Source organism: Pyrobaculum ferrireducens (assembly GCF_000234805.1).
Taxonomy (GTDB): Archaea; Thermoproteota; Thermoprotei; order Thermoproteales; family Thermoproteaceae; genus Pyrobaculum; species Pyrobaculum ferrireducens.
This window is the reverse complement of the sequence record NC_016645.1, coordinates 1,346,755-1,365,532: the sequence shown is the minus strand read 5'-3', so window position 1 is coordinate 1,365,532 and position 18,778 is coordinate 1,346,755. Positions and strand designations below refer to the sequence as shown.

At 60.3% G+C, this 18,778-nt stretch carries 18 protein-coding genes and 1 tRNA gene; 11 read left to right on the top strand and 8 right to left on the bottom strand.

Going from position 1 to position 18,778, the window contains the following annotated elements; translation table 11 throughout:
- Positions 1-132: 132 nt before the first annotated feature.
- From P186_RS07580 to P186_RS07565, 4 genes are read left to right on the top strand one after another with little or no spacing between them, the layout of a single operon-like run.
- Positions 133-1,404, top strand: coding sequence for a DNA double-strand break repair nuclease NurA (locus P186_RS07580; RefSeq protein ID WP_148683186.1), 1,272 nt, complete (start codon positions 133-135; stop codon positions 1,402-1,404).
- Positions 1,401-3,227 (top strand): helicase HerA domain-containing protein, encoded by a 1,827-nt coding sequence (locus P186_RS07575; protein WP_014288859.1) that lies wholly within the window; start codon positions 1,401-1,403, stop codon positions 3,225-3,227. Before P186_RS07580 ends, P186_RS07575 begins: the two co-directional genes overlap by 4 nt.
- Complete coding sequence (locus P186_RS07570; RefSeq protein WP_014288858.1) at positions 3,224-4,381, top strand: DNA repair exonuclease; 1,158 nt, start codon at positions 3,224-3,226, stop codon at positions 4,379-4,381. Before P186_RS07575 ends, P186_RS07570 begins: the two co-directional genes overlap by 4 nt.
- Positions 4,374-6,482 (top strand): AAA family ATPase, encoded by a 2,109-nt coding sequence (locus tag P186_RS07565; protein WP_014288857.1) that lies wholly within the window; start codon positions 4,374-4,376, stop codon positions 6,480-6,482. The genes P186_RS07570 and P186_RS07565 overlap by 8 nt, the downstream gene beginning before the upstream one ends.
- 106 nt (positions 6,483-6,588) lie before the next feature.
- On the opposite strand, the gene prf1 is transcribed toward P186_RS07565, so the two are convergent.
- Entirely contained in the window at positions 6,589-7,755 is a 1,167-nt protein-coding gene (prf1, locus tag P186_RS07560) for a peptide chain release factor aRF-1 (protein WP_148682846.1), read from the bottom strand.
- Positions 7,756-7,827: 72 nt separating this feature from the next.
- On the opposite strand from prf1, the gene rpsJ reads away from it, so the two are divergent.
- Genes rpsJ through P186_RS07545 form a run of 3 tightly spaced genes read left to right on the top strand, consistent with a single transcriptional unit; the run spans position 7,828 to position 9,806 of the window.
- Positions 7,828-8,148 carry a 30S ribosomal protein S10 gene (gene rpsJ / locus P186_RS07555; protein WP_148682845.1) on the top strand — a complete coding sequence of 107 codons (321 nt, stop codon included), beginning with the start codon at positions 7,828-7,830 and terminating at the stop codon, positions 8,146-8,148.
- A gap of 30 nt (positions 8,149-8,178) precedes the next feature.
- Positions 8,179-8,979 (top strand): 5'/3'-nucleotidase SurE, encoded by an 801-nt coding sequence (surE, locus tag P186_RS07550; protein ID WP_014288854.1) that lies wholly within the window; start codon positions 8,179-8,181, stop codon positions 8,977-8,979.
- On the top strand, positions 8,976-9,806 hold the full coding sequence (locus P186_RS07545; RefSeq protein ID WP_014288853.1) for a hypothetical protein: 831 nt from the start codon (positions 8,976-8,978) through the stop codon (positions 9,804-9,806). Before surE ends, P186_RS07545 begins: the two co-directional genes overlap by 4 nt.
- On the opposite strand, the gene P186_RS07540 is transcribed toward P186_RS07545, so the two are convergent.
- The 6 genes from P186_RS07540 to sixA all read right to left on the bottom strand — a co-directional run bounded on the left by P186_RS07540 (position 9,769) and on the right by sixA (position 13,069).
- On the bottom strand, positions 9,769-10,023 hold the full coding sequence (locus P186_RS07540; protein WP_193383976.1) for an ArsR/SmtB family transcription factor: 255 nt from the start codon (positions 10,021-10,023) through the stop codon (positions 9,769-9,771). The two genes, P186_RS07545 and P186_RS07540, sit on opposite strands and share 38 nt — an antisense overlap.
- 47 nt (positions 10,024-10,070) lie before the next feature.
- Positions 10,071-10,721 (bottom strand): tRNA(Phe) 7-((3-amino-3-carboxypropyl)-4-demethylwyosine(37)-N(4))-methyltransferase, encoded by a 651-nt coding sequence (locus tag P186_RS07535; RefSeq protein WP_014288851.1) that lies wholly within the window; start codon positions 10,719-10,721, stop codon positions 10,071-10,073.
- A gap of 3 nt (positions 10,722-10,724) precedes the next feature.
- Positions 10,725-11,630, bottom strand: coding sequence for a dihydrodipicolinate synthase family protein (locus tag P186_RS07530; RefSeq protein WP_014288850.1), 906 nt, complete (start codon positions 11,628-11,630; stop codon positions 10,725-10,727).
- A 36-nt stretch (positions 11,631-11,666) separates the two neighbouring features.
- Positions 11,667-12,338, bottom strand: coding sequence for a hypothetical protein (locus P186_RS07525; protein WP_237179365.1), 672 nt, complete (start codon positions 12,336-12,338; stop codon positions 11,667-11,669).
- Between the two features lie 78 nt (positions 12,339-12,416).
- Positions 12,417-12,620 carry a hypothetical protein gene (locus P186_RS14295; RefSeq protein ID WP_237179364.1) on the bottom strand — a complete coding sequence of 68 codons (204 nt, stop codon included), beginning with the start codon at positions 12,618-12,620 and terminating at the stop codon, positions 12,417-12,419.
- Complete coding sequence (sixA, locus tag P186_RS07520; RefSeq protein WP_014288849.1) at positions 12,617-13,069, bottom strand: phosphohistidine phosphatase SixA; 453 nt, start codon at positions 13,067-13,069, stop codon at positions 12,617-12,619. The genes P186_RS14295 and sixA overlap by 4 nt, the downstream gene beginning before the upstream one ends.
- Before the next feature lie 60 nt (positions 13,070-13,129).
- On the opposite strand from sixA, the gene P186_RS07515 reads away from it, so the two are divergent.
- The 3 genes from P186_RS07515 (at position 13,130) to P186_RS07505 (ending at position 16,313) form a co-directional block, all read left to right on the top strand.
- On the top strand, positions 13,130-14,506 hold the full coding sequence (locus P186_RS07515) for a TldD/PmbA family protein (RefSeq protein ID WP_148682844.1): 1,377 nt from the start codon (positions 13,130-13,132) through the stop codon (positions 14,504-14,506).
- A complete protein-coding gene (locus tag P186_RS07510; protein WP_014288847.1) occupies positions 14,503-15,786 on the top strand; it encodes a TldD/PmbA family protein in 1,284 nt (427 codons plus the stop codon). The genes P186_RS07515 and P186_RS07510 overlap by 4 nt, the downstream gene beginning before the upstream one ends.
- Positions 15,787-15,971: 185 nt before the next feature.
- A complete protein-coding gene (locus P186_RS07505; RefSeq protein ID WP_014288846.1) occupies positions 15,972-16,313 on the top strand; it encodes a hypothetical protein in 342 nt (113 codons plus the stop codon).
- Between the two features lie 230 nt (positions 16,314-16,543).
- Here P186_RS07505 and P186_RS07500 read toward each other — a convergent pair.
- Positions 16,544-16,618 (bottom strand) — tRNA-Phe (locus P186_RS07500).
- An 870-nt stretch (positions 16,619-17,488) separates the two neighbouring features.
- Between P186_RS07500 and P186_RS07495 the strand changes: the two genes are divergently transcribed.
- Positions 17,489-18,562 carry a hypothetical protein gene (locus P186_RS07495; RefSeq protein ID WP_014288843.1) on the top strand — a complete coding sequence of 358 codons (1,074 nt, stop codon included), beginning with the start codon at positions 17,489-17,491 and terminating at the stop codon, positions 18,560-18,562.
- Positions 18,563-18,778 lie beyond the last annotated feature (216 nt).

Genomic DNA, 18,778 nt, shown 5'->3' with positions numbered 1-18,778 from the left:
GGGGCCAGCGCGGCGTGGGCCCGGCGTTTTGGACGTTGGTTTTTGAAAGTTTTGGCCTACTCTCCTGAGGTATGCTTATGTTCCAGCTATATAAGTACTGTAGATAGAATAGCTGTGGATCAGTTTTTCGACATGTTTATAGCGTCGGCTAGGGGGAGGCTACGCGAGTATTTGCTAAAACGCTCTAGTGAGGAGTACCCCATCGACGCGTTGGCCGATAAGATCTTGTACAGAGCGGTTGGCGGGGAGGCCTCGGAGGCGCGCACCGCCGGGGTGGACGGGGGGATAGGAGTGGTGAGGCTCGCCAACGGACATCAGGTAATCCTCGCCAGAGCCGCCGCTGTTGGGCCGGATTTCATCGAGAGGGAGTTCGTGGCCGACGTGGCCTCTGTGGACTCCAGCTCCCTGCCCTGGGCCTATCTGGTAATCGCCGAGTCGCTGGCTGGGGTACGGGCTTTGGAGAGGCACGGCGTCGACGTCCTGCTTATGGACGGCTCGCTTTACGCCAAAGTGGTGAGGCTTGTACACAACCTAATCCTGGCCAGGGAGTTCCAGAACTTGTACTACGTGCCGGAGCTGGCCACGGCGCTGTACACCCTGGCGCGTCTTTTGAGGACGGCGCGGGAGAGGGGGGCGAGGCTTGTGTTCGTGTCTAAGGACCACAGCTACAAGCTTCTGAAGGAACACGTCATTTTTGAAAAGCTGAGCGAGCGGTGGAGCGACTACGTGTTTCAGAGGGGTCTTCAGTGGTATTCCGTCCTCTGGATCCGGCGGTTTAGGAAAGAGCTTCTCGACAAGTACAAGATGGCGAGGTCCTACGACTACGAAGGCGCCAGGTTGCTGGCCCTCTTAATCACGCCCTCTGTCACAGATTCGGAGCTACTCGCCCGGGTGTTGCCAGAGGGGCACTACACAGTCCCCATGCTGGTGGGGGGTTGCGACGCGTATATGAACTACAAGGGGCTCTCCACAGTGGAGAAGTTGGTGAAGGCGGCTGAGGATAGGCTTGAGGATTCCCTCATCTTCCGGCTGAAGGATCAGTTTAGCCAAAACGTGGTGGAGTACGTAAGGGAGGCCCTCGAGGAGGTGCCCAAGATCTACTTCTTCTACGTGAGGCTGGGGAGGGACGACGCCCCCCTCTTGGTGGAGGTGCCGGCGGATGGAACTAAGATGTTCGACGGGGCCTCTGTAAAGGCCTTCTACCCACCTGCGAGGGTGGAGTACGTGGTTGGCCTCTTGGCGAGGCAATACAGAGACCCGCTTCACTACAACACGTGGCTGTGGTATGCCCACTCCGTGGCGTCTTTCAAGGGGAGCCAGCTGTCCGAGTACGCGGTGTACATCAAGAACATGGCTGAGGAGCTGGGGATGGCTAGGAGGGTTAAGATGGCCTGGGGGTTATGAGAATCGGCTACGTGGTGGCGACGGCGACGCCCTTCGAGTTCGTGGCGACGCTTGACCCCGAGAAGCCCATCAGCCTGTACGACTACGTAGTGGTTGACCACGTGGAGTACGATCCGGGGAGGGGGGAGCACGTCTCGGCGCGGCTTCTGGGGCAGATAGTCAAGCTGTACCGGGACCCCTACTCAGCCAAGAGGGACCTCCCCCTGTACAGCGTGATTAGAGACGTGTCTGAGAATATCCTGGAGGTGCAGATAGCCGTGGTGAAGGTGCTGGGCTACGCAGAGGGGGGCGAGCTGAGGCAGCCGAAGCAACCCCCCAGGATAGGCGCCTCCGTCTACCTCGCCGAGGACGCCGACGTGGAGGAGTTGTTCAGAGTCGAGAACGGCCTCTGCGTGGGCAGGCTCGCCAGCCGGGACGTGGAGATCTGTCTAGACCTCAACGGAGTTAAGAGACACATAGCGGTCATAGCGGCGACTGGTAGCGGGAAGACTTGGTTCTCCGTGGTCCTCATAGAGGAGTTGTTGAAGAAAGGCGCCAAGATCGTGGTTATCGACCCCCACGGCGAGTACGTCCCAATTAGAGACAGCATCCACCGCCTCGGCCCCTACACGGCGAGGGTGGTGAAGGTGGCGGAGCACCACGTAGGGGACTTGATGTACAAAATCGGCGTCCTAGACAGCGATCCAGAGGCTTTGGCAAACGCCGCGGGGGTGCCCCCCGGCGCTAAGAAGATTAGATACGCCATATACCTCGCCTGGTCCTACGCCAAGAAGGTCAAGAAGGCCGTCGGCAGGCCCGTGGGCCTCGCCTTCCTTAGGCGGGTCCTATACACGGCGATGAGGGGGGAGGGCGCGCTTAACAAACTGTTCCAGCAGTACAGGTTGGAGGGGGACTTCCCCATGTCCGACCTCAAGCAGTTAGCCTCTAAAGACCGCCACGCGGTGTTCAGCGCGTTGACTTATTTAAAGAGGCTCCAGAGGCTGGGGGTCTTCGCCCCCCGCTCCACTCCCCTCGCCAAGATGCTGGGGGACATCACCATCGTCAACCTGGCGGGGGTCAACGAGGAGGTGCAGGACTACGTCGTGGCGCATCTCGTCAACAGGCTGTTCCAGGCGAGGGTGAGGCACGTGAGGGGGCTGAGGGGGGTGAAGTTGCCGTGGCCCGTGGTGCTCTTCGTAGAGGAGGCTCACCGCTTCGCCCCGCCTAAGTCTCTGCGGAAGACTAGGTCTTACGAGGCCCTGTCCCGGGTGGCGTCTGAAGGCCGGAAGTTCGGGGCCTACCTAGTCGCCATCACCCAGAGGCCGAGCAAGGTGGACCCCGACATAATTAGCCAGTGCCAGAGCCAGGTGATTATGCGCATCGTCAACCCAAGAGACCAGGAGGCCGTTAGGGAGAGCAGCGAGTTGCTCGCCCAGGAGTTTCTGGAGAACCTCCCGGGGCTCGACGTGGGGGAGGCTGTAGTGCTGGGGCCCCTGGTGAGGCTCCCCGTTGTGCTGAAGGTGAGAGACAGAGTGCTGGAGTACGGCGGTGGGGACATAGACCTGGCGGAGGCGTGGCGGGTGGATAAAACCGCCGACGTGGCGCAGCTCTGGCGGAGGCTGTACAACTCGGCGCCGGGCCCCGGCGTAATGCTCTCCGCGGCGAGGCTCAAGGTGGTGCAGAAGCTGAGGGAGGGAGGCCGCATAAAGGTGAAGCTACTGGAGGGGGATAGGGAGGTGGAGGTGGTGGTGGAGGACGGGAGGCCCACGTGTAGCGTCTGCGGCGCGGGGAGGCCCTGCCACCACGTCTACAAGGCGCTGGAGGAGGTGGTGGAGGTTTTATGAAGATTCTACACATCTCCGACGCCCACCTTGGGAGGGCGCAGTACGGCCTCCCGGAGCGGGAGGAGGATTACTACAACGCCTTCCGTGAGGCCTTGGCGAGGGGGAGGTCGGCAGACGCCGTGTTGGTGACGGGGGATCTTTTCGACACGAGGAGGCCCCCGACGAGGGCGGTGCTCCGCTTCGTGGAGGCGGTGGAGGGCGTCGGGGTGCCCATATACCTCATCGGGGGGAACCACGACTTCAGCTACGTGCGGTATAGGGCTGAGGCGGAGGGGTGCGCCGGGGGGCACTGCCACGTGGATACCGTGTTGAAGTTGCTCGACAGGCTGAGGCTGGGGAGGCTGTTGTGCTGGGACTCAGCAGATCTAGGCGGCGTGTGGATATTCGGCGCCTGCGCCACTCCCCGGGAGTACGCCAGCGAGTACAGGAGGCTGTTGCAGAAGGCCCCGCCCGGCGCCGTCTTAGCCATCCACCAAGCCATCGAGGGGGTAAGGGCGAGGTACCCAGCCGAGGAGGACGACTTCACAATGCCCCAGTCGGTTTTCCAGGGGCTCTCCCACCTCCACATCGCCGCCGGACACATCCACGACCACTTCGCTAGGCACTCCCTGGGCGCCGTCTGGGCGGGGTCGCTGGAGATGTGGGACGTGGGGGAGTTCGAGACGTGGGACTACGCCGGCGGGTTTGAGAAGAGCCAGGAGAGAGCGCCCAAGGGCGCGGTTCTGATTGACGTGTCGGGGAGGGCGGTGTCGCTAAGGGCAGTACCGCTACCGGGGAGCAGGCCGCTTTACCGGGTGAGGCTCCACGTAAGGGACGCCGGCGAGTTGCAGAGGGCTGTGGAGGAGGCGGCCCGGCTTTTCGACAAGCCAGGTGCAGTGGTTAGGGTGGAGGTGTGGGGCACCTTGGAGGAAGGCGTGAAGACTAGGCAACTGGCGGCTTACTTCACCAAGGCGTTGCATGTAGACGTGGCGGACCGCACCTCCGCGCCGCAGAGGGCGGTGGCTCTCCGGGGCTCGGCCATGGAGGAGTTGTGGCGGTTGTTGCGGGAGAGGCTGGGGGAGGGCGCCGAGGTGGTGGTTAAGGCTATGGAGTATCTGAGGGAGGGGGAGCGGGAGGCGGCCTATAGACTCGTCCTCAAGGCGCTGTATGATTAGGCGGGTTGAGCTACTCAACTTCAAGGCGCATGGAAAGGCGTCTGTGCGCTTCGGCGAGGGGGTGAACTTCATATACGGCCCAAACGGCTCGGGCAAGACGTCGATAATGGAGGCAGTCTCCGTCGCCCTCTTCGGCTCCCAGTGGGTTAAGAGAGCGGGTGGGAGGTGGTCTGACTACCTCCGGAGGGGGGCCTCGTCGGGGGAGGTGAGGCTACACCTCGTCCACGCCGGGGCCGAGCTTCTCGTAGTAAGGCGATTTGGCGAAGGGGGCAGCGTGCCCTCCGGCACGTACCTCGCGGTGAACGGCGCCGTGGTGGCGAGGGGTGACAGCGACGTAACCGCCGCGCTCGCCGCTAGGCTGGGGCTGGGGGTCGAGGAGTATAGACAGCTACTCTACATCCGCCAGGGGGAGCTCCGGCGGATTCTACAAGAGGCCGAGTACCTAGACCGGGTGCTGAGGCTAGACGAATTCGACAAACTGGACGAGGTGCTGAGGGAGGTGTTAAACGAGCTCAGGGCCAGGAGGGAGAGGGTGGGCGGCAGAGCCGAGGAGCTTGAGAAGAGGGCCCAGTTCCTCAAGACCCGCGTAGACGCCCTTAGGCGGGAGCTCGCCGAGCTGGAGGTGAGGCTGAGGGGGCTTGAGTCTGTCAAAAACCAGTACGCCGAGGTGAAGGAGAGGTACGCCAAGCTGAGGGAGCGCCACGCCGCCCTGGCGAAGGAGAGGGAGACGCTCGAGAAGAAGCTGGAGGAGCTGGCCCAGACCTCCCTCGACGCTGAGAGGGAGATCGAGCGTCTAGAGGCGGAGCTAGGGGAGATAAGGAGGGCGAAGGAGGAGTTGAGAAGCCTCCCACAAATCGGCGACGTGGAGAAGGAGTATTTCGAACTCCGGCAGTTGGTGGCGGCCGCGGAGAGGGTGCCCCAGGAGGTGAGGAGCTACGACCCGGCGAAGCTGGAGGAGGCGAGGAGGAGGGCGGAGGACGCCACTAGGCGTCTGGCCGAGGTGAGATCTAGACTTGAACTGCTTAGAGACGTGGTGAGGCTGGCGGGCCGCGCCGAGGGCGGCGTGTGCCCGGTGTGCGGCTCCCCCCTCCGCCCAGAGGCTGTTAAGAGGCACGAGCTGGAGGTGGCCGGGCTGGAGAGGGAGGAGAGGAGGCTGGAGGAGCTGGTGGAGGAGCTGAGGGGGGAGGTCAAGAGGCTTGAGGCGCTTGACAAGCTCTACCACGCAAACAAGGACTACGTCAAGGTGGATCTCGCAGCCGCGAGGAGGAGGCTGGCGGAGCTGGAGAAGGCCTACAACGAGAAGAGAGAGGTGGAGAAGAGGCGCGCTTACCTAACCGCGCTGGCGGAGAGGGAGGGCGACGTGGAGAAGAGGCTGGCGGAGGCTAGGAGGAGGCTGGCGGAGGCCGAGGCCAAGGTTGGGGAAGTCGGCGAGAGGCTCAGGGAGGTGGAGAAGGAGGCAGAGGAGGTGGAGAGAAAGCTGAGAGAAGTCGAGGCTACGTACAGCCAGCTGGAGGAGAAATTCAAGGAGTACAACATATTATCCGGCCGGGTGGATACGCTACGGCGCCAGCTTGAGGAGGCCGAGCGCGAGCTGGGATCTATAGCCGGGGAGCTGGAGAAGGCCAAGACGGAGCTCGCGAAGCTAGACGGCGCGCTGGGCAAGGCCAAGAACATGCGGGCGGCGCTGGGCGAGGTTAAGCCCATGGCCAGGCAGATACTCCTCCGAGCCATAAACGAGGAGCTCAACCACGTATTCCTAAAACTGAGACACAAAGAATCCTTCAAGTCGGCGCATTTAGCCGACTCCAACGGCCGCTACGTGGTGAGGGTAGCCACACCCACCGGCTACATAGAGCACGGCCTGCTGTCGCTGGGAGAGCAGAACCTCCTCGCCCTCTCGCTGAGAGTCGCCCTGGCGAGAGCCCTCCTCGGCGGGGCCCCCTTTATGATGTTCGACGAGCCAACCGAACACCTCGACGAGCACCACCGCAGAAAAATCGTAGAGCTAATCCGGGAACTCACCTCCATAGTACCCACGGTCATCGTAACGTCGCACCTAGGCGAATTCGAAGAAGTAGCCGACCAAGTCATCCAGCTCTAGGGTTTTCACTCCAAACGCCGATAGGAGAGGTCGAGGTCTCTACAAAGCGGCGAGCCGGCGGCCACGCGACGTCCCCCCCCCCCCCGGTAACTGCCGCGTGCCGGCTCTACTGCGCCGCCTCTGCCGCCTGGGCCATCTGTTGCTCGAAGACCCAGATCGGCGTAGATAAGATAGCGACGTAGCCGCCGAAGGCCTGTATCAGGGTTTTGGACTCCTCGACGCCGCGGGGCACCACCTCCACCTTTACTCCCTTCTCCTCTGCCTTCATCACGACCTCCAGCACTGCGTCTTCGCCCAGCTCCTCCGCCACCACCACCACCTCGGCCATGCCGGTTTCCAAAGCCTTGAGGGCCCTCTCCCTGCCGTATACGAGGTAGTCGCTTTTCTTCACCGCGTAGTACATAACCCTGTCCATAACCTCCTTAGCCTTGACATATTCGCTCTCCTTAAGCGCCTCCTGGGCGTTTCTGATGGCCTCGGTGACGCCGTACTCATTGGCGCAACAAGCCGGCACGACCGCTAGGACCTTGTCCTTTAGGCGGTAGTCGAGGCCCCCCTCCTCTAAGAAGTCCTCCTTGGTGGGGCCGGGGCCGCCCACGATTATCCCCTTCAGCGTGGGTATCTGGAGAAATATCTTATTCACCTCCTCGGCCACAAGTTTATAGAAGGCCTCAGCTAGGTGCTCCGTCTGCCTCTTGTAGCGGTTCGCCGACTGGCCGCCGGCGCTGTGCTTACCCGGGACGAAGAACTCCACTGTCTTAACCACCTCCCACTGGCCCCCCTTGAGGAGGGCGATCACGGCCTCCCCCCTCTCCACAACCACTATGCCGTAGACGACGCCGGCGTGTAGCTGATCCTCCAAAATCTCGGTGTGGAAGGCGGTGTCGCATATGTATTTAAAGGTGTTTATCGGCTGAGGAGGCACCACGACGTAGTAAACCCACTCGTAGTTCCCCTGGTTAATCATGTGGAAGCCTGCGAAAACCGCCATGCCGTTCTCCGGCGCCTTGGCCTCCCCCTTCAAGTTGTTTATTATCCGCTCCAGAGTGTCCTGGACGTGTGTCCTCGTAGTCTTGTCCTTTATGTTAGAGGCTGTCGACCACTCAGACCTGAGTAGGTTGAGTACGTCGGGCATGGGCCTCTCTGCGTTTATGTACAGTGTGATTAGGGTAGTGGCGTAGCCCCTAAACTTTTTAAGCAGGTTGATAAATGCCCTGAGCTCCACCGGCGTCTTGATGTAGTAAACGCCGTTAGGCGGCCTGTTCATGCCCAGAAACCGCGGATGGGCTATATAAAATTGTTGGTGTGTGAAAATGTTTATAAACCTCGGAATTACAGCACGGCCATGTCTCTAGCCGCGAGGAGGAAGGTGAGGATTAGGCTCTACGGCACGAATCCCGCCGATGTGGAGCAGGTGGCCCGCGAGATCGTCGACTTGGCTAAGAAGATGGGGGTGCAGGTGAGGGGGCCTATTCCACTGCCCACGAGGCGCCTCGTGGTGACTGTTAGAAGGGCGCCGTCTGGCCAGGGCTACCACACCTACGACCACTGGGAGATGCGCATATCTAAACGCCTCATAGACATCGAAGCTTCCGAGAGGGTTCTCAGAAGGCTCATGACAATTAGGGTGCCCGACACCGTCAAGATAGAGCTTCAGCTCGTCTAAACCAATAAATACCTCTGATCCTCTTCCTACGTGAGGATACTTGTCACCAACGACGACGGTATCCACAGCCCGGGTCTGCGGCTTCTCTACCAATTCGCCGCGGCTCTGGGGGAGGTGGACGTGGTGGCGCCCGAGTCGCCGAAGTCTGCGACGGGGCTCGGCATCACCCTCCACAAACCCCTGCGGATGTACGAGGCTGATCTCTGCGGATTCAAGGCGCTGGCCACCTCCGGCACGCCTTCAGACACCGTCTACCTAGCCACCCTGGGCCTCGGCAGGAGGTACGACTTGGTGCTGTCCGGCGTAAATCTAGGCGACAACACCTCCCTACAGGTTATACTCTCCTCCGGCACGCTGGGAGCGGCGTTTCAAGCCGCGCTTCTCGGCATACCGGCGCTGGCCTACTCGGCATATGTCGAAAGCTGGGGGGAGGTGCTGAACGACAAGGAGGCCCTGGAGATAATGGAGTCTGTGGTGATCTCCTCAGCCAGCTTCGTACTGAAGCGGGGGATGCCGCGGGGCGTCGACGTAATTAGCATAAACTTCCCCCGAAGAGTTAAGAGGGGGGTGAGGGCCCGGCTTGTAAAAGCGGCAAAGTTGAGATACGCGCAGTTGCTGGAGGAGCGGACGGACCCCAGGGGGGTTAAGTACTACTGGCTATACGGCAGGGACCTAGCCCCCGAGCCCGACACAGATGTCTATGTAGTTCTGAAGGAGGGCAACATAGCCGTCACGCCCCTCACACTTAACCTAAACGCCGTAGATTCAGAAGCCAAGGCCGACATAGACGCCGTCATTGACTTTGTGGAGTACGTAAACGCCTCGCTATGACGTCTATAATAAACTACGCAGTTGCTATAGCGCTGGCGTTGGTTATAGCCGCCGGCGCCTCTCTAATCTATGTGTTGTACGTACACACGACGACACCTCCAACGACGCCGAGTGCTCCAGCCCCGACGCCTACGACCCCGACACAGCCAACGCCGAGCAACACATCTACACACACGCCGAGGACCACAACGACGACGGTTGGGACGCAGTCGCGCGTCCTGAACGTCGTCTTATACGTCTCTCCACCTAATGTAACTAAATGCGCGGAGATTGGAAGCGACTATGTGTACTACTTTAACATTACTGTTGAAAGAACCCGACCCGAAGACCCGGTCACAGTCTACAACTTTAAGGCTGTGACTCAAAACGCCACACTTGACCTACAGACAGCCTCGGTGCTCGCCCTGGAGAGGGAGTACTTCAAGCCGTATCTAATAAACGAGACCCAGAGGCTGGGTGTGCTAAACATATACCTAGAGCTCAGGTCTAGCAAGCCACTAGACATAAGAGAAGTTAGCTACCTCGGCGTCAACTACACAATTAACAGGTACGTATATGTGACGTGTATAAAGAATGTGAAGCTGAGCGGCGCCTATAACCAAACCCTCCCCGGCCCCGGCGTACTTGGCCTAGTCCCCACGGACCGCACCTTCACAGTGGAGGTGAGGGGCCTCCCCCGGGGCAGTTACAGAATAGCGGCCCCACCCGACGTCGTGGCGCCGAGAGAGGTGACAGCCACTGGCAACAAGACGGATATAACACTCGGCTTGTTGAACAAGCCCCTGGTCTTCAACCCACTTCCTCTAAATCTAACAAAGGTGGGGTGAGACGCGCCGAGACGTAGTACACCACGCCGTTTTTAGAAACTCTCCTCACCTTGCCGTCTCTCTCAAGGACGTAGAGGTGCCACTGTAGCTTGCCCCAGCTGAAGCCAGTTAGTCTGGCTAGCTGTCCCTGGGTCACGGCGCCGTGCTCCTCTATTATTTTTAGGAGCTGTACCCTCCTGGGGTCTGTGTCTGCTCTTGCTGTTTTTGCCCTCGCCATGTGTGCGCCGTGTATCCAATTTAAAAAATCTTGCGTAGCGCCGTTGTTCAAAGGCATTGGAGAAACCTCCTAATGACGGCTCTTATCTCCTCGCTGGTGGGGGCCTCTACGCCGAAGAGGGCCGACTCGATCCTGGCGGCCAGCCAGTAGAGCCTCAGCTTCGCCAGCGCCAGCGTCTTGTTAGCCATATCCACAGCCGCCTCTAGATCTGCCATGAGGCGCCCCCCGGCTTTTAGAGGGATGTCCAGCCGCTCCTCGCCGAGGATCTCCACGAATATACCCCCGCGGTTTATGGCAATAATACCGCTGTGTTTATGCCCGGTCTCCCGCCCCAGCTCCACCAGCCTATACGCCGTCTTCGCGTCGGCGGCGGCTAGGTGAAGAATAGCCCCCCTCACCATTAGCCAGGCGTTGTCCAGCCCCGCGGCCACCTCCCCCACCAAGTCCACGTCCACAGGGTGGTGCCACTTCGCCACAGGCCTGAAGCCGCGCCCCTTGCTATAGCTAGGCCTCACGGCCTCGGCCACCATAATCCTGCCGCTACAGCTTGAGGTGGTGTATATGTCGGGGTGTGTGTTGAGGAGGCGGAGGAGGGGCAGAATGTCGCCGTCCACCCTGTCTTGGAGAGCCTCCCTCTCCAGCCTCTCCACAAACGCCTTTTTACGAGCCTCGAAAACCCTCCTGTCTACAACCCCCACGCCCTATATAAGCCCCAGCTCCTTCAAGAGCCTGTGGAGCTCCTTCACGTCTTTGTCGTCCACAGGCGGGAGGGGCTCCCTCGGCGGACCCATGTCCACGCCGTGGACCAGCTGAGCCGCGAGCTTGTATAGGGTGGGCCACTTGCCACCCAGCTTCCCCACCAAGCCGCAGCCGCCCATAAACCTCCACAGCGGCATCAGCCTGTTGTGTAGCTCCACGGCCTCCGCCACCTTCCCCTCTCTCACCAGCTGGTACTCCTTGAGGGTCAGAGCGCCTAGGAAGTTGGGACCCGCCAAGACGCCGCCGTGGGCCCCCATCAACAGCGACGGCACGAACAACATGTCCAGACCCTGCAGGACTGAGAGCCTCCTCCCCAGTAGGTGGATTAGGTCGAGGTGGTAGCGGAAGTCGCCAGAGCTGTCCTTAACCCCCACCACCTGGCTGTATTCGTTGGCAACAAGCTCAAAGACCTCCACGGGGATGTTGTACCCCGTGGCCAGGGGGATGGTGTAGAGAATGACCGGCATGTCCACCTTGTCGAGCACCTTTTTGTAGAAGGCGTATATGGCGGCCCAGTCGTACTGGATGTAGTAAGGCGGCGTGATCAAGAGGAGATCCACCCCCACGTCTCTATACCTCCTAGCCACCTCGATCGTCGAGACGTGGTCACCCGTCCCCGTGCCCCCGACGACTAGGGCCCTCCCCCCCGCCACCTCCTTAGCCAACTGCATAACCCTCACCCTCTCCTCAACAGTCAACTTAGTGACCTCCCCCGTTGACGACGTGGGAAAGATGCCGTGGTACCCAGCCTCCACAATTTTTGAAAGGAGGAGCCTGAGCCCCTCGTAGTTAACCCCGTCTTTTGTAAAGGGCGTCACCGTGGCCACGATAACCCCCTCCAACTTCATGGTGGATACACTAGGCGCTGTTTAAAAATAATGTGGTCACGGCGGCGTTGGGGGGTAGTACTTTTCTCTTATCGATCTGATTACGGCGTAGCCTATTGTAGCAAGCACGAACAACGCCGATGGGGCCAAGATCCCTAGATTTCTCAAAATATAAGACAGCAACGCCGTCAAAACAAGCTCCGGTCCGTAGCTTGGCACTTGTCTAAAGAGAATAGCGCCGATGAAGTAGGGGACGCATAACGCCGGCATAATGACGGCGAAGGCCATGTAGACGAGATGCGTGTCAAAAGGCCCCAGGGCAACTAGCCACCTAAAGAGGAGGGCGGCGACTCCATATTTATCGCCTATCCGTGGAGGCGCCGCGATGGTTAAGGCTATGGACGGCGCCACAACAGCCCAGAGATAGCCAGCCTTAACAGCCGCAAAGGCGGCTACGTACGTCGCCGCTATGGACAACGCGCCTAGGGCCGTAAGCCTCCTCCTCGCTCTGGAGGCGTCTATATACATGAGGGAATACACCGAGGCGAGTGGAAAAGTCAAAACAGCCTCCAGGTGGCTGTTCGCGAAGGGCAACAGTAGAAGCCCCGCCGCCGTGATTATATTCGGGTAATAGGTGGGCTTCCCCCAGACACCCCTTAGGTACAGGATGAGGTGCAGTACGGCGTATGGCGCATACGCCGCATATCCGTAGCAGGAAGAGGCGGCCATAGCCACTATAAAGAGGGCGGGGAGTGCCAACGTCGCTTAGATGTGGGGCGTCGTGTTTATGAAGCCGGGTAGCTGGACTTACATCACCGCGTGGTAAAAGGCCAGCAACCCTGCTACCATGAGAAATTCGTGGAGGTGCCTGTTGACCGCGGCCGCGGCGACGCCGGAGGCGAGCAACGCTACGGAGAGGTAGAGCGCTATCTGGGTGGACTTCACCAAGACAACCGTCGACTTGTAGAAGGCGTGCGGCTCGGAGGCGCCTATTACATACCAGAGCCTCATACCAGCTCCGGAGTTATGTACCACGCCAGCGCCCACCTCGCGCCCTCCCTCTCGAGCCGTGCCACACCTGAGTATCTAAACTTAATTATCTCGACGTCTGGGTTGCCGACGAGGAGGAGGGAGCTTAGCCTCGACAGGTGCGGCAGGTGGCCCACCAGCATTATGCCGTGGCTGACCCCGGCCAGCCTCCCAGCCCAGATCGAGGGATCGTCGTTGGGGCCGAGGCCGTCTCCCTCCCTCACAGGAGCTTTGAGATGCTTGGCGAATATCTCAGCCGTCTGCCTGGCCCTGGCGCGGCCGCTGTGGATAATCTCCCCAACCTCCACGCCCCTCTCTGCGAGGTATCTCGCCACCCTCTCGGTCTCCTCGACGCCTCTCGGGGTAAGCCTCCTCTCGGGATCCTCAGATTCTTTAAATGCCAAGCCGTGTTGCACAAGGTAGACAGACACGTCTCAACAAAGCCACAGCTTTAAACATTAATGCTGATAAAGCCCACTCAACACTCCCCCATGGATGAGCTACTCTACAAGGCTCTGGAGTACGGCCTATCTCTGGGGGCCTCCTACGTGGAGGTGAGGTGGCAGAGAGACAGCGGCTCGGTGGCCGGCTTTAGAAATGGGCAGTTTGAGTTCTCCACTACCTACCACAGCGAGGGGGTGGCCGTGAGGGCCGTGGCGGGGGGCGGGCTCGGCTTCGCCGCGTCGCCCCGCCTAGAGCTGGAGGGGGTGCTGGAGGCGGTGGAGCGCGCGGTCAAGCTGGCCAAGGCCGCCGGGAGGATGAGGAAGACCCCGGTGGCCCTCAGCGAGGAGGCGCTGGCCAGATTCAGCTACAGCCTCCCGCCCATTGAGGTAGACCCCGTAGATCTGCTGAAGTCTCTAGACGAATACGTGGACAAGAGCCTCTCAGCGAGGAGGCTGGTGGCGCACGTCTGGACGACGGAGAAGCGAGTGGTGACGAGCGACGGAGCGGATGTGTACAGCAAGGTGCCGAGGGTGTATCTATTCGCCATGTTGATAAAACACGAGCCCTCCCTCGGCAGTTTGCAGAGAGACGTCTTCCTCGGCGGCACCGCCCAAGACTCCATAGCCGGGGCGGAGAAGGTGCTCGAGGAGGAGTCCAAGAAGCTGGGCCAGCTACTGGAGAGGGCGAGGTCTGTCGCGCCGGGGAGGTACGACGTCGTGTTCTCCCCCGAGATGGCGGGGATACTGGTCCACGAGTCCGTGGGCCACCCCTTCGAGCTCGATAGAATATACGGCAGGGAGGGCGCGGAGGCGGGGGAGTCCTACATAAAGCCCGGCAACCTCAGGGTCAAGATCGGTAGCGAGCTTGTCAACATCACGGACTACCCCGCCATCCCCGGCACCTACGGCTTCTACCTGGTGGACGACGAGGGCGTCGTGGCGAGGCCTAAGCAGTTGGTAAGGAGGGGGGAGGCCACGGAGTTCATAACCAATAGGCAGTACGCCGCGGTCATCGGCGGCAACAGCAACGCCGGGGCCCGGGCCTCCGCCTTCGACAGAGAGCCCATACCCAGGATGTCCAACACCTACCTAGAGCCGGGGGACTGGAAGCCCGGCGAAATCATCAGCGACACGAGGCGGGGCATCTACATGGTCTCCTACACCGAGTGGAATATAAACGACACGAGGTACTCAGGTCGATATGGCATCCTCGAGGGCTATCTCATTGAAAACGGCGAGGTGAAACACCCAGTAAAAGGCTTCGTGGAGGTGGACACCCCAGAGCTCTGGGGCAACGTAGACGCCGTGGGGAGAGACTTCCAGCTCTTCGTAGGGACATGCGGCAAGGGCAACCCCTCCCAGGGCATCCCAGTCACCATGGGAGGCCCCACCTTCAGAAGCAGAAGCCTCAGGGTGGTGACATGATACTCAAAATCCTCGCAGGCAGGGTGGACGAGGCCGCCGTGGTGAAGACGAGGCTTCTCCACTACATGGTCAGATTCGCCAACGACGAGGTAACAGCCTTCAAACACTGGGCCGCGGAGAGCACCTTCATCTACGTGGCCAAGTCTAGAAAGACGGCGGCGGTGGCGGTTACCGGCCCTCCCAGCCTTGAGAAGGTCGAGGAGGCCGTCAAGAGGCTAGCAACGGCGCCCGAGGACCCCCTCTACGTCCCCATAGGCGGCCCCAGCCCCGCCACCCGGCACGAGAGCCCGGAGGACTTTGAAAAACTCCCAGACCTGGTGAAAACCGCGGTAGACGCCGCCTCCGGAGTGGAGAGAAGCGCTGGCGTGGTCCACCTCACCCACGCCGCCGTCTCCTACGAAGACACTGCGGGCCGCTCCGGGGCCTACTCGGTAAACCGGGTATACATGGCGATGAGGTCGTTCCTAGGCGACCTCTCCGCCACAAGCGCCGTTGCCGGGAGGAGGATAGGCGACATCGACGTAGCGAGGCTGGGCAGAGAAAACGCCAAGCTCCTCGACGTGGCCAAGGGCCTCCCCCACGTCAGAGTCGAGCAGGTCAGGGCAGACCTGCTCCTCTCCCCCCTCGTCTTCGCCCACCTAATAGGCGAGGCGGCGGGCAACTGGGCAAGCGGCTCCGAGGTCCTGGCAGGCACATCCCGCTACACAAAGGAAGACATAGGCAGAGAGGTGGCCTCCCGGCTCTTAACCGTGGCCGACGCCGCCTACGACCCCGCCGCCTACGGCCACACCCCCTTCGACCTCGAGGGCGTCCCCCCGCGCCCGGTGGAGATATACAGAGGCGGCCAGCTGGCGGGCCTCCTCCACACCCGCAGGACGGCCCACGCCCTGGGCATGGAGCCCACGGGCCACGCCATGCACCACTACGCCAGGCCTTGGCCGGGCCACATACGCATAGCCCCCGGGGACGGCCCCGCCGATCTAGAGGAGCTCCTCCGCGACCTGCGGCGGGGATACTACATACACAACAACTGGTACACCCGCTTCCAAAACGTAAAGACGGGGCAGTTCTCCACTGTGGGCCGAGACGTGGCGCTGGAGGTTAGAGACGGGAAGCCGGCGGCCGTGGTGAAGTACATCAGAATCGCGGACACCCTGGAAAACCTCGTCAATAACGTCGCCCAGCTCTCTAGAGAGGCCAGGCAGATCTACTGGTGGGACATGCCAGCCCCCGCCCACTCCCCATACGCCATAGTGAAAAACATAGGCATAACCACATAAAACAAGATCTAGAAAACCCAAAATATCCACCACCTTATGTTAGCAGAGACACGATCAAAGTAGCTAAAGCCACGGCTGACCTCCCAACTGCCCCTCGGTGTTCCCCTCGGAGCGGATCAGTTCTGTTGTTTTTATTGGCCTATCTCTTATACGGCTAGGGGATAGTTTTACAAGGCGTTAGGGCTTTGGCGCTTGCGCTATCTATTATCCTCATGGGACTCTCCGCAGTTCCGCCTAGGTGGAGGGGCAAGGGGGCGGCCGGCGCCGTGGGGCTGTTTTTGTCAATACCGGCGACGGCCTCCGTAGAGCAGCCACAGCTCGCCGTGTATGTGGGCCTCGCCCTCTCGCCCCTCGCACTACATGCGCTCTTAAAAGGCGACGGCACAAGCCGCTTTTTAGCCTACACGGGGCTGGCTCTGTACCTAACCTATTTTATACCTCCGTGGGCAGTCCCGGCGTGGGCCGTCGCCGTACTCGCAGTAGCCCACTATATCGACAAGTCCGCAACCAAGCCGAGCCAGTCTTAGCCACGGATTATCTCCAGCCGAACTTTCTCCACGTTTAGGAAAAAGCTACGACATCGACCGGAGGCGCCTCGGCAACACAAAGAACCTGGCGTAGAAAGCGGCACATATCCACGTTGCAGAGACCTAAAGGTAACAATACAGATGACGCCATGCTGACTCTAATTCGCCTAGAACTATACTAAACCTCGTCGCAATACCACTAAGCCAGCTGAACGCCAGAAAACTAGAACTGGTGCGGCCGCCGGGATTTGAACCCGGGACCGCCCGGTCTTCAGCCGGGCGCTCTCCCGCTGAGCTACGGCCGCCAGTGCTAAGGTTCTCCCGTCTTTAAAAGTTTTAGTGCCATGTGGAGTAGACCCAATCTGGGGACGTCAGGGGGGTGGAAAAACGGGGGTCTTAATTGAGTCCTATCTCTGCCTTTAGCTCCTGTAGTGTTTTCCTCGTTCCGTCTTGCCCCTCTCTATACCAATTTACATATCTGATCACGTTGGATTCCCTATACCAGCGGGCAAGCCACTTCGGGGTGTCTGAGCGCTTTTTCATATCTGTATTCCCAGTTTTTGTAATGGATGTATCTAGCCGCCCTCTCTGGGATCTCTACGATTGTATATCCCCGATTTCTCTTGGCGACCTGGACGTGGCTTTGCCTATTTTGGTGGCGATGAATATGGGTGCCGTATTCCGAGGCTACTACTCTTATCATCGTGTGGACTTTGGCCGCCGCGGCTTTTGTAATGCCATTTGGCCGCCTTGCTGAGGTCTTGGGGTATGCGGAGAGTTTAAAACGGGGTTAGGCGTCGCCGGGGCTGGGTTTATGGCGGCGGGTTCGCCTCGGCTTAGCTGTGCATGGTTAAGAAAGCGTGTCTAAATCTGGCGAGGTATTAGGAGACTCTATGAGTTGCCTAGCTGGAGGAGTATACTCCACAATGCCGCTTCTGGCGGCTGTGGCTAGTGCGGTTGCTGTGAAGCGGATGTCTTATTCAGAGCCATCTAACGGAGAGGATTGCCCTTTCGGCGTTTGCATGGACGGCGGCTATCTCTATGTTGTTGGTTACGACCAGTCGCCGGGTGGTCGGCAGTGGCGTATTTCTGCGTTGGCTTGCGTAACCTCCGTTCGGTCTAGGGGGTATTGGTAAACTCCCGTAATTGATATAAGCCGCGTTTCTGCCTTGGTCATGAGGTGGGGGGTTTACGTAGTGGTGGCTGTGATCGCCGTGGTGGCAGTCCTTGCGCTGGTTTTCTTACGTGGGTCTGCGCCCGCTCCTTCTTCGACGGCTACGGCGTTGACGGCGCCAGGCGGCGCCACCGGCGGAGTGGCTGTGAGCACCTCGTGGCCGGTTGACGTGTCTGAGTACGAGGTGAACTACACCTTTGCTATCCGTGTGGAGGTGCAGGGCGTTGAGGCGCGTATCGAGGGGTGGTTGCTGGTTGGCGAGGGGGCTGTGGGGAACTACACCTACGGGAGGCTGAGGTTGCCCTTGTCGATGGGGTGGGTGGAGATCTACAGCGCCTATTTCAACGGGTCTGTTGTGACGAGGATTTGCGTGGGTGGGGTGTGCCACTACAGTGAGGAGGGGGCGGAGCTCTTCACGCTGGGCGCCGCGTCTAGAAACGTCACCAAGTTGGAGAGGGGGGCGTGCCGGTGGCGAAACTACACGGGGGTGTTGACTAAGGCCTACGGCACTATTAAGCTCGGCGGCTTTACGGCGCCGTTTAGTGGACGGGGCAACTTCACCGAGGTCTCCTGCGCGGCTGGGCGCCTCGTCTTGACGAGTAGATTGGAGGTAAACGCCACTGCAGAGAGCGGGATGTCGGCGAGGGTTGTTTACGAGGCCGAGGCATCGCGGGTGGGGCCGTTCAACAAGTCGCTGTATAGATTAATCGTGGAGGAGCTGAGGAGGGGCGCGAGAAAGCCCACCTTCGCCGACTTATTAAAGAGGTGCTACGGCGTCTACGCGGCGGTGAACGGCTCGTACAGACGGGTCGAGCGGTACCCCGCGACGGCGGATGTGGTGTACGTAATCTACATGGGGGTGCGGGGGGATGTTATGGAGAAGATCGCAGAGGACGCTAGACGGGGCACTGTGTACGTCATAATCCCCCAGGAGATAGAGCCTCAACTGCCCGCGGTCCCCGAGGGGCTACACGTGGCGAGTTGCCCGAAGGGCGAGGTGCTTAGCTGGCTCACTTCACTACCCGGCGAGCAGGTCGGGCTCGGCCAGGACTACATAAGGGTTGCTTTGAAATAACCCCCGCGGTGGCTTATTAGCCGCTGACTGCCGTACGGCGCGCTTGGGGCACGGCCTCTGTTGTCGCGCCTCCTCTTGAAGAACTGTATACGTAAAAGCGGGAGCAGTCATGTGAGTTAGAGACGGAGCCTTAGTAAAAATGTTCAGGTAGATAATCTGGCGACTAGATCTCAGGTGGTGCCCACGGCGTGAGGCGGGATCTCTCAGCCGCGGCGC

What these genes read in the sequence shown, in the direction of transcription:
- P186_RS07515 (WP_148682844.1), top strand. Translation starts at nt 13,130, where the DNA reads ATGGATGAGCTACTCTACAAGGCTCTGGAGTACGGCCTATCTCTGGGG.
- P186_RS07540 (WP_193383976.1), bottom strand. Translation starts at nt 10,023, where the DNA reads ATGGCGAGGGCAAAAACAGCAAGAGCAGACACAGACCCCAGGAGGGTA.
- P186_RS07570 (WP_014288858.1), top strand. Translation starts at nt 3,224, where the DNA reads ATGAAGATTCTACACATCTCCGACGCCCACCTTGGGAGGGCGCAGTAC.
- P186_RS07530 (WP_014288850.1), bottom strand. Translation starts at nt 11,630, where the DNA reads ATGAAGTTGGAGGGGGTTATCGTGGCCACGGTGACGCCCTTTACAAAA.
- P186_RS07575 (WP_014288859.1), top strand. Translation starts at nt 1,401, where the DNA reads ATGAGAATCGGCTACGTGGTGGCGACGGCGACGCCCTTCGAGTTCGTG.
- P186_RS07565 (WP_014288857.1), top strand. Translation starts at nt 4,374, where the DNA reads ATGATTAGGCGGGTTGAGCTACTCAACTTCAAGGCGCATGGAAAGGCG.
- P186_RS14295 (WP_237179364.1), bottom strand. Translation starts at nt 12,620, where the DNA reads ATGAGGCTCTGGTATGTAATAGGCGCCTCCGAGCCGCACGCCTTCTAC.
- P186_RS07510 (WP_014288847.1), top strand. Translation starts at nt 14,503, where the DNA reads ATGATACTCAAAATCCTCGCAGGCAGGGTGGACGAGGCCGCCGTGGTG.
- P186_RS07580 (WP_148683186.1), top strand. Translation starts at nt 133, where the DNA reads ATGTTTATAGCGTCGGCTAGGGGGAGGCTACGCGAGTATTTGCTAAAA.
- P186_RS07495 (WP_014288843.1), top strand. Translation starts at nt 17,489, where the DNA reads ATGAGGTGGGGGGTTTACGTAGTGGTGGCTGTGATCGCCGTGGTGGCA.
- P186_RS07525 (WP_237179365.1), bottom strand. Translation starts at nt 12,338, where the DNA reads ATGGCCGCCTCTTCCTGCTACGGATATGCGGCGTATGCGCCATACGCC.
- P186_RS07545 (WP_014288853.1), top strand. Translation starts at nt 8,976, where the DNA reads ATGACGTCTATAATAAACTACGCAGTTGCTATAGCGCTGGCGTTGGTT.
- rpsJ (WP_148682845.1), top strand. Translation starts at nt 7,828, where the DNA reads ATGTCTCTAGCCGCGAGGAGGAAGGTGAGGATTAGGCTCTACGGCACG.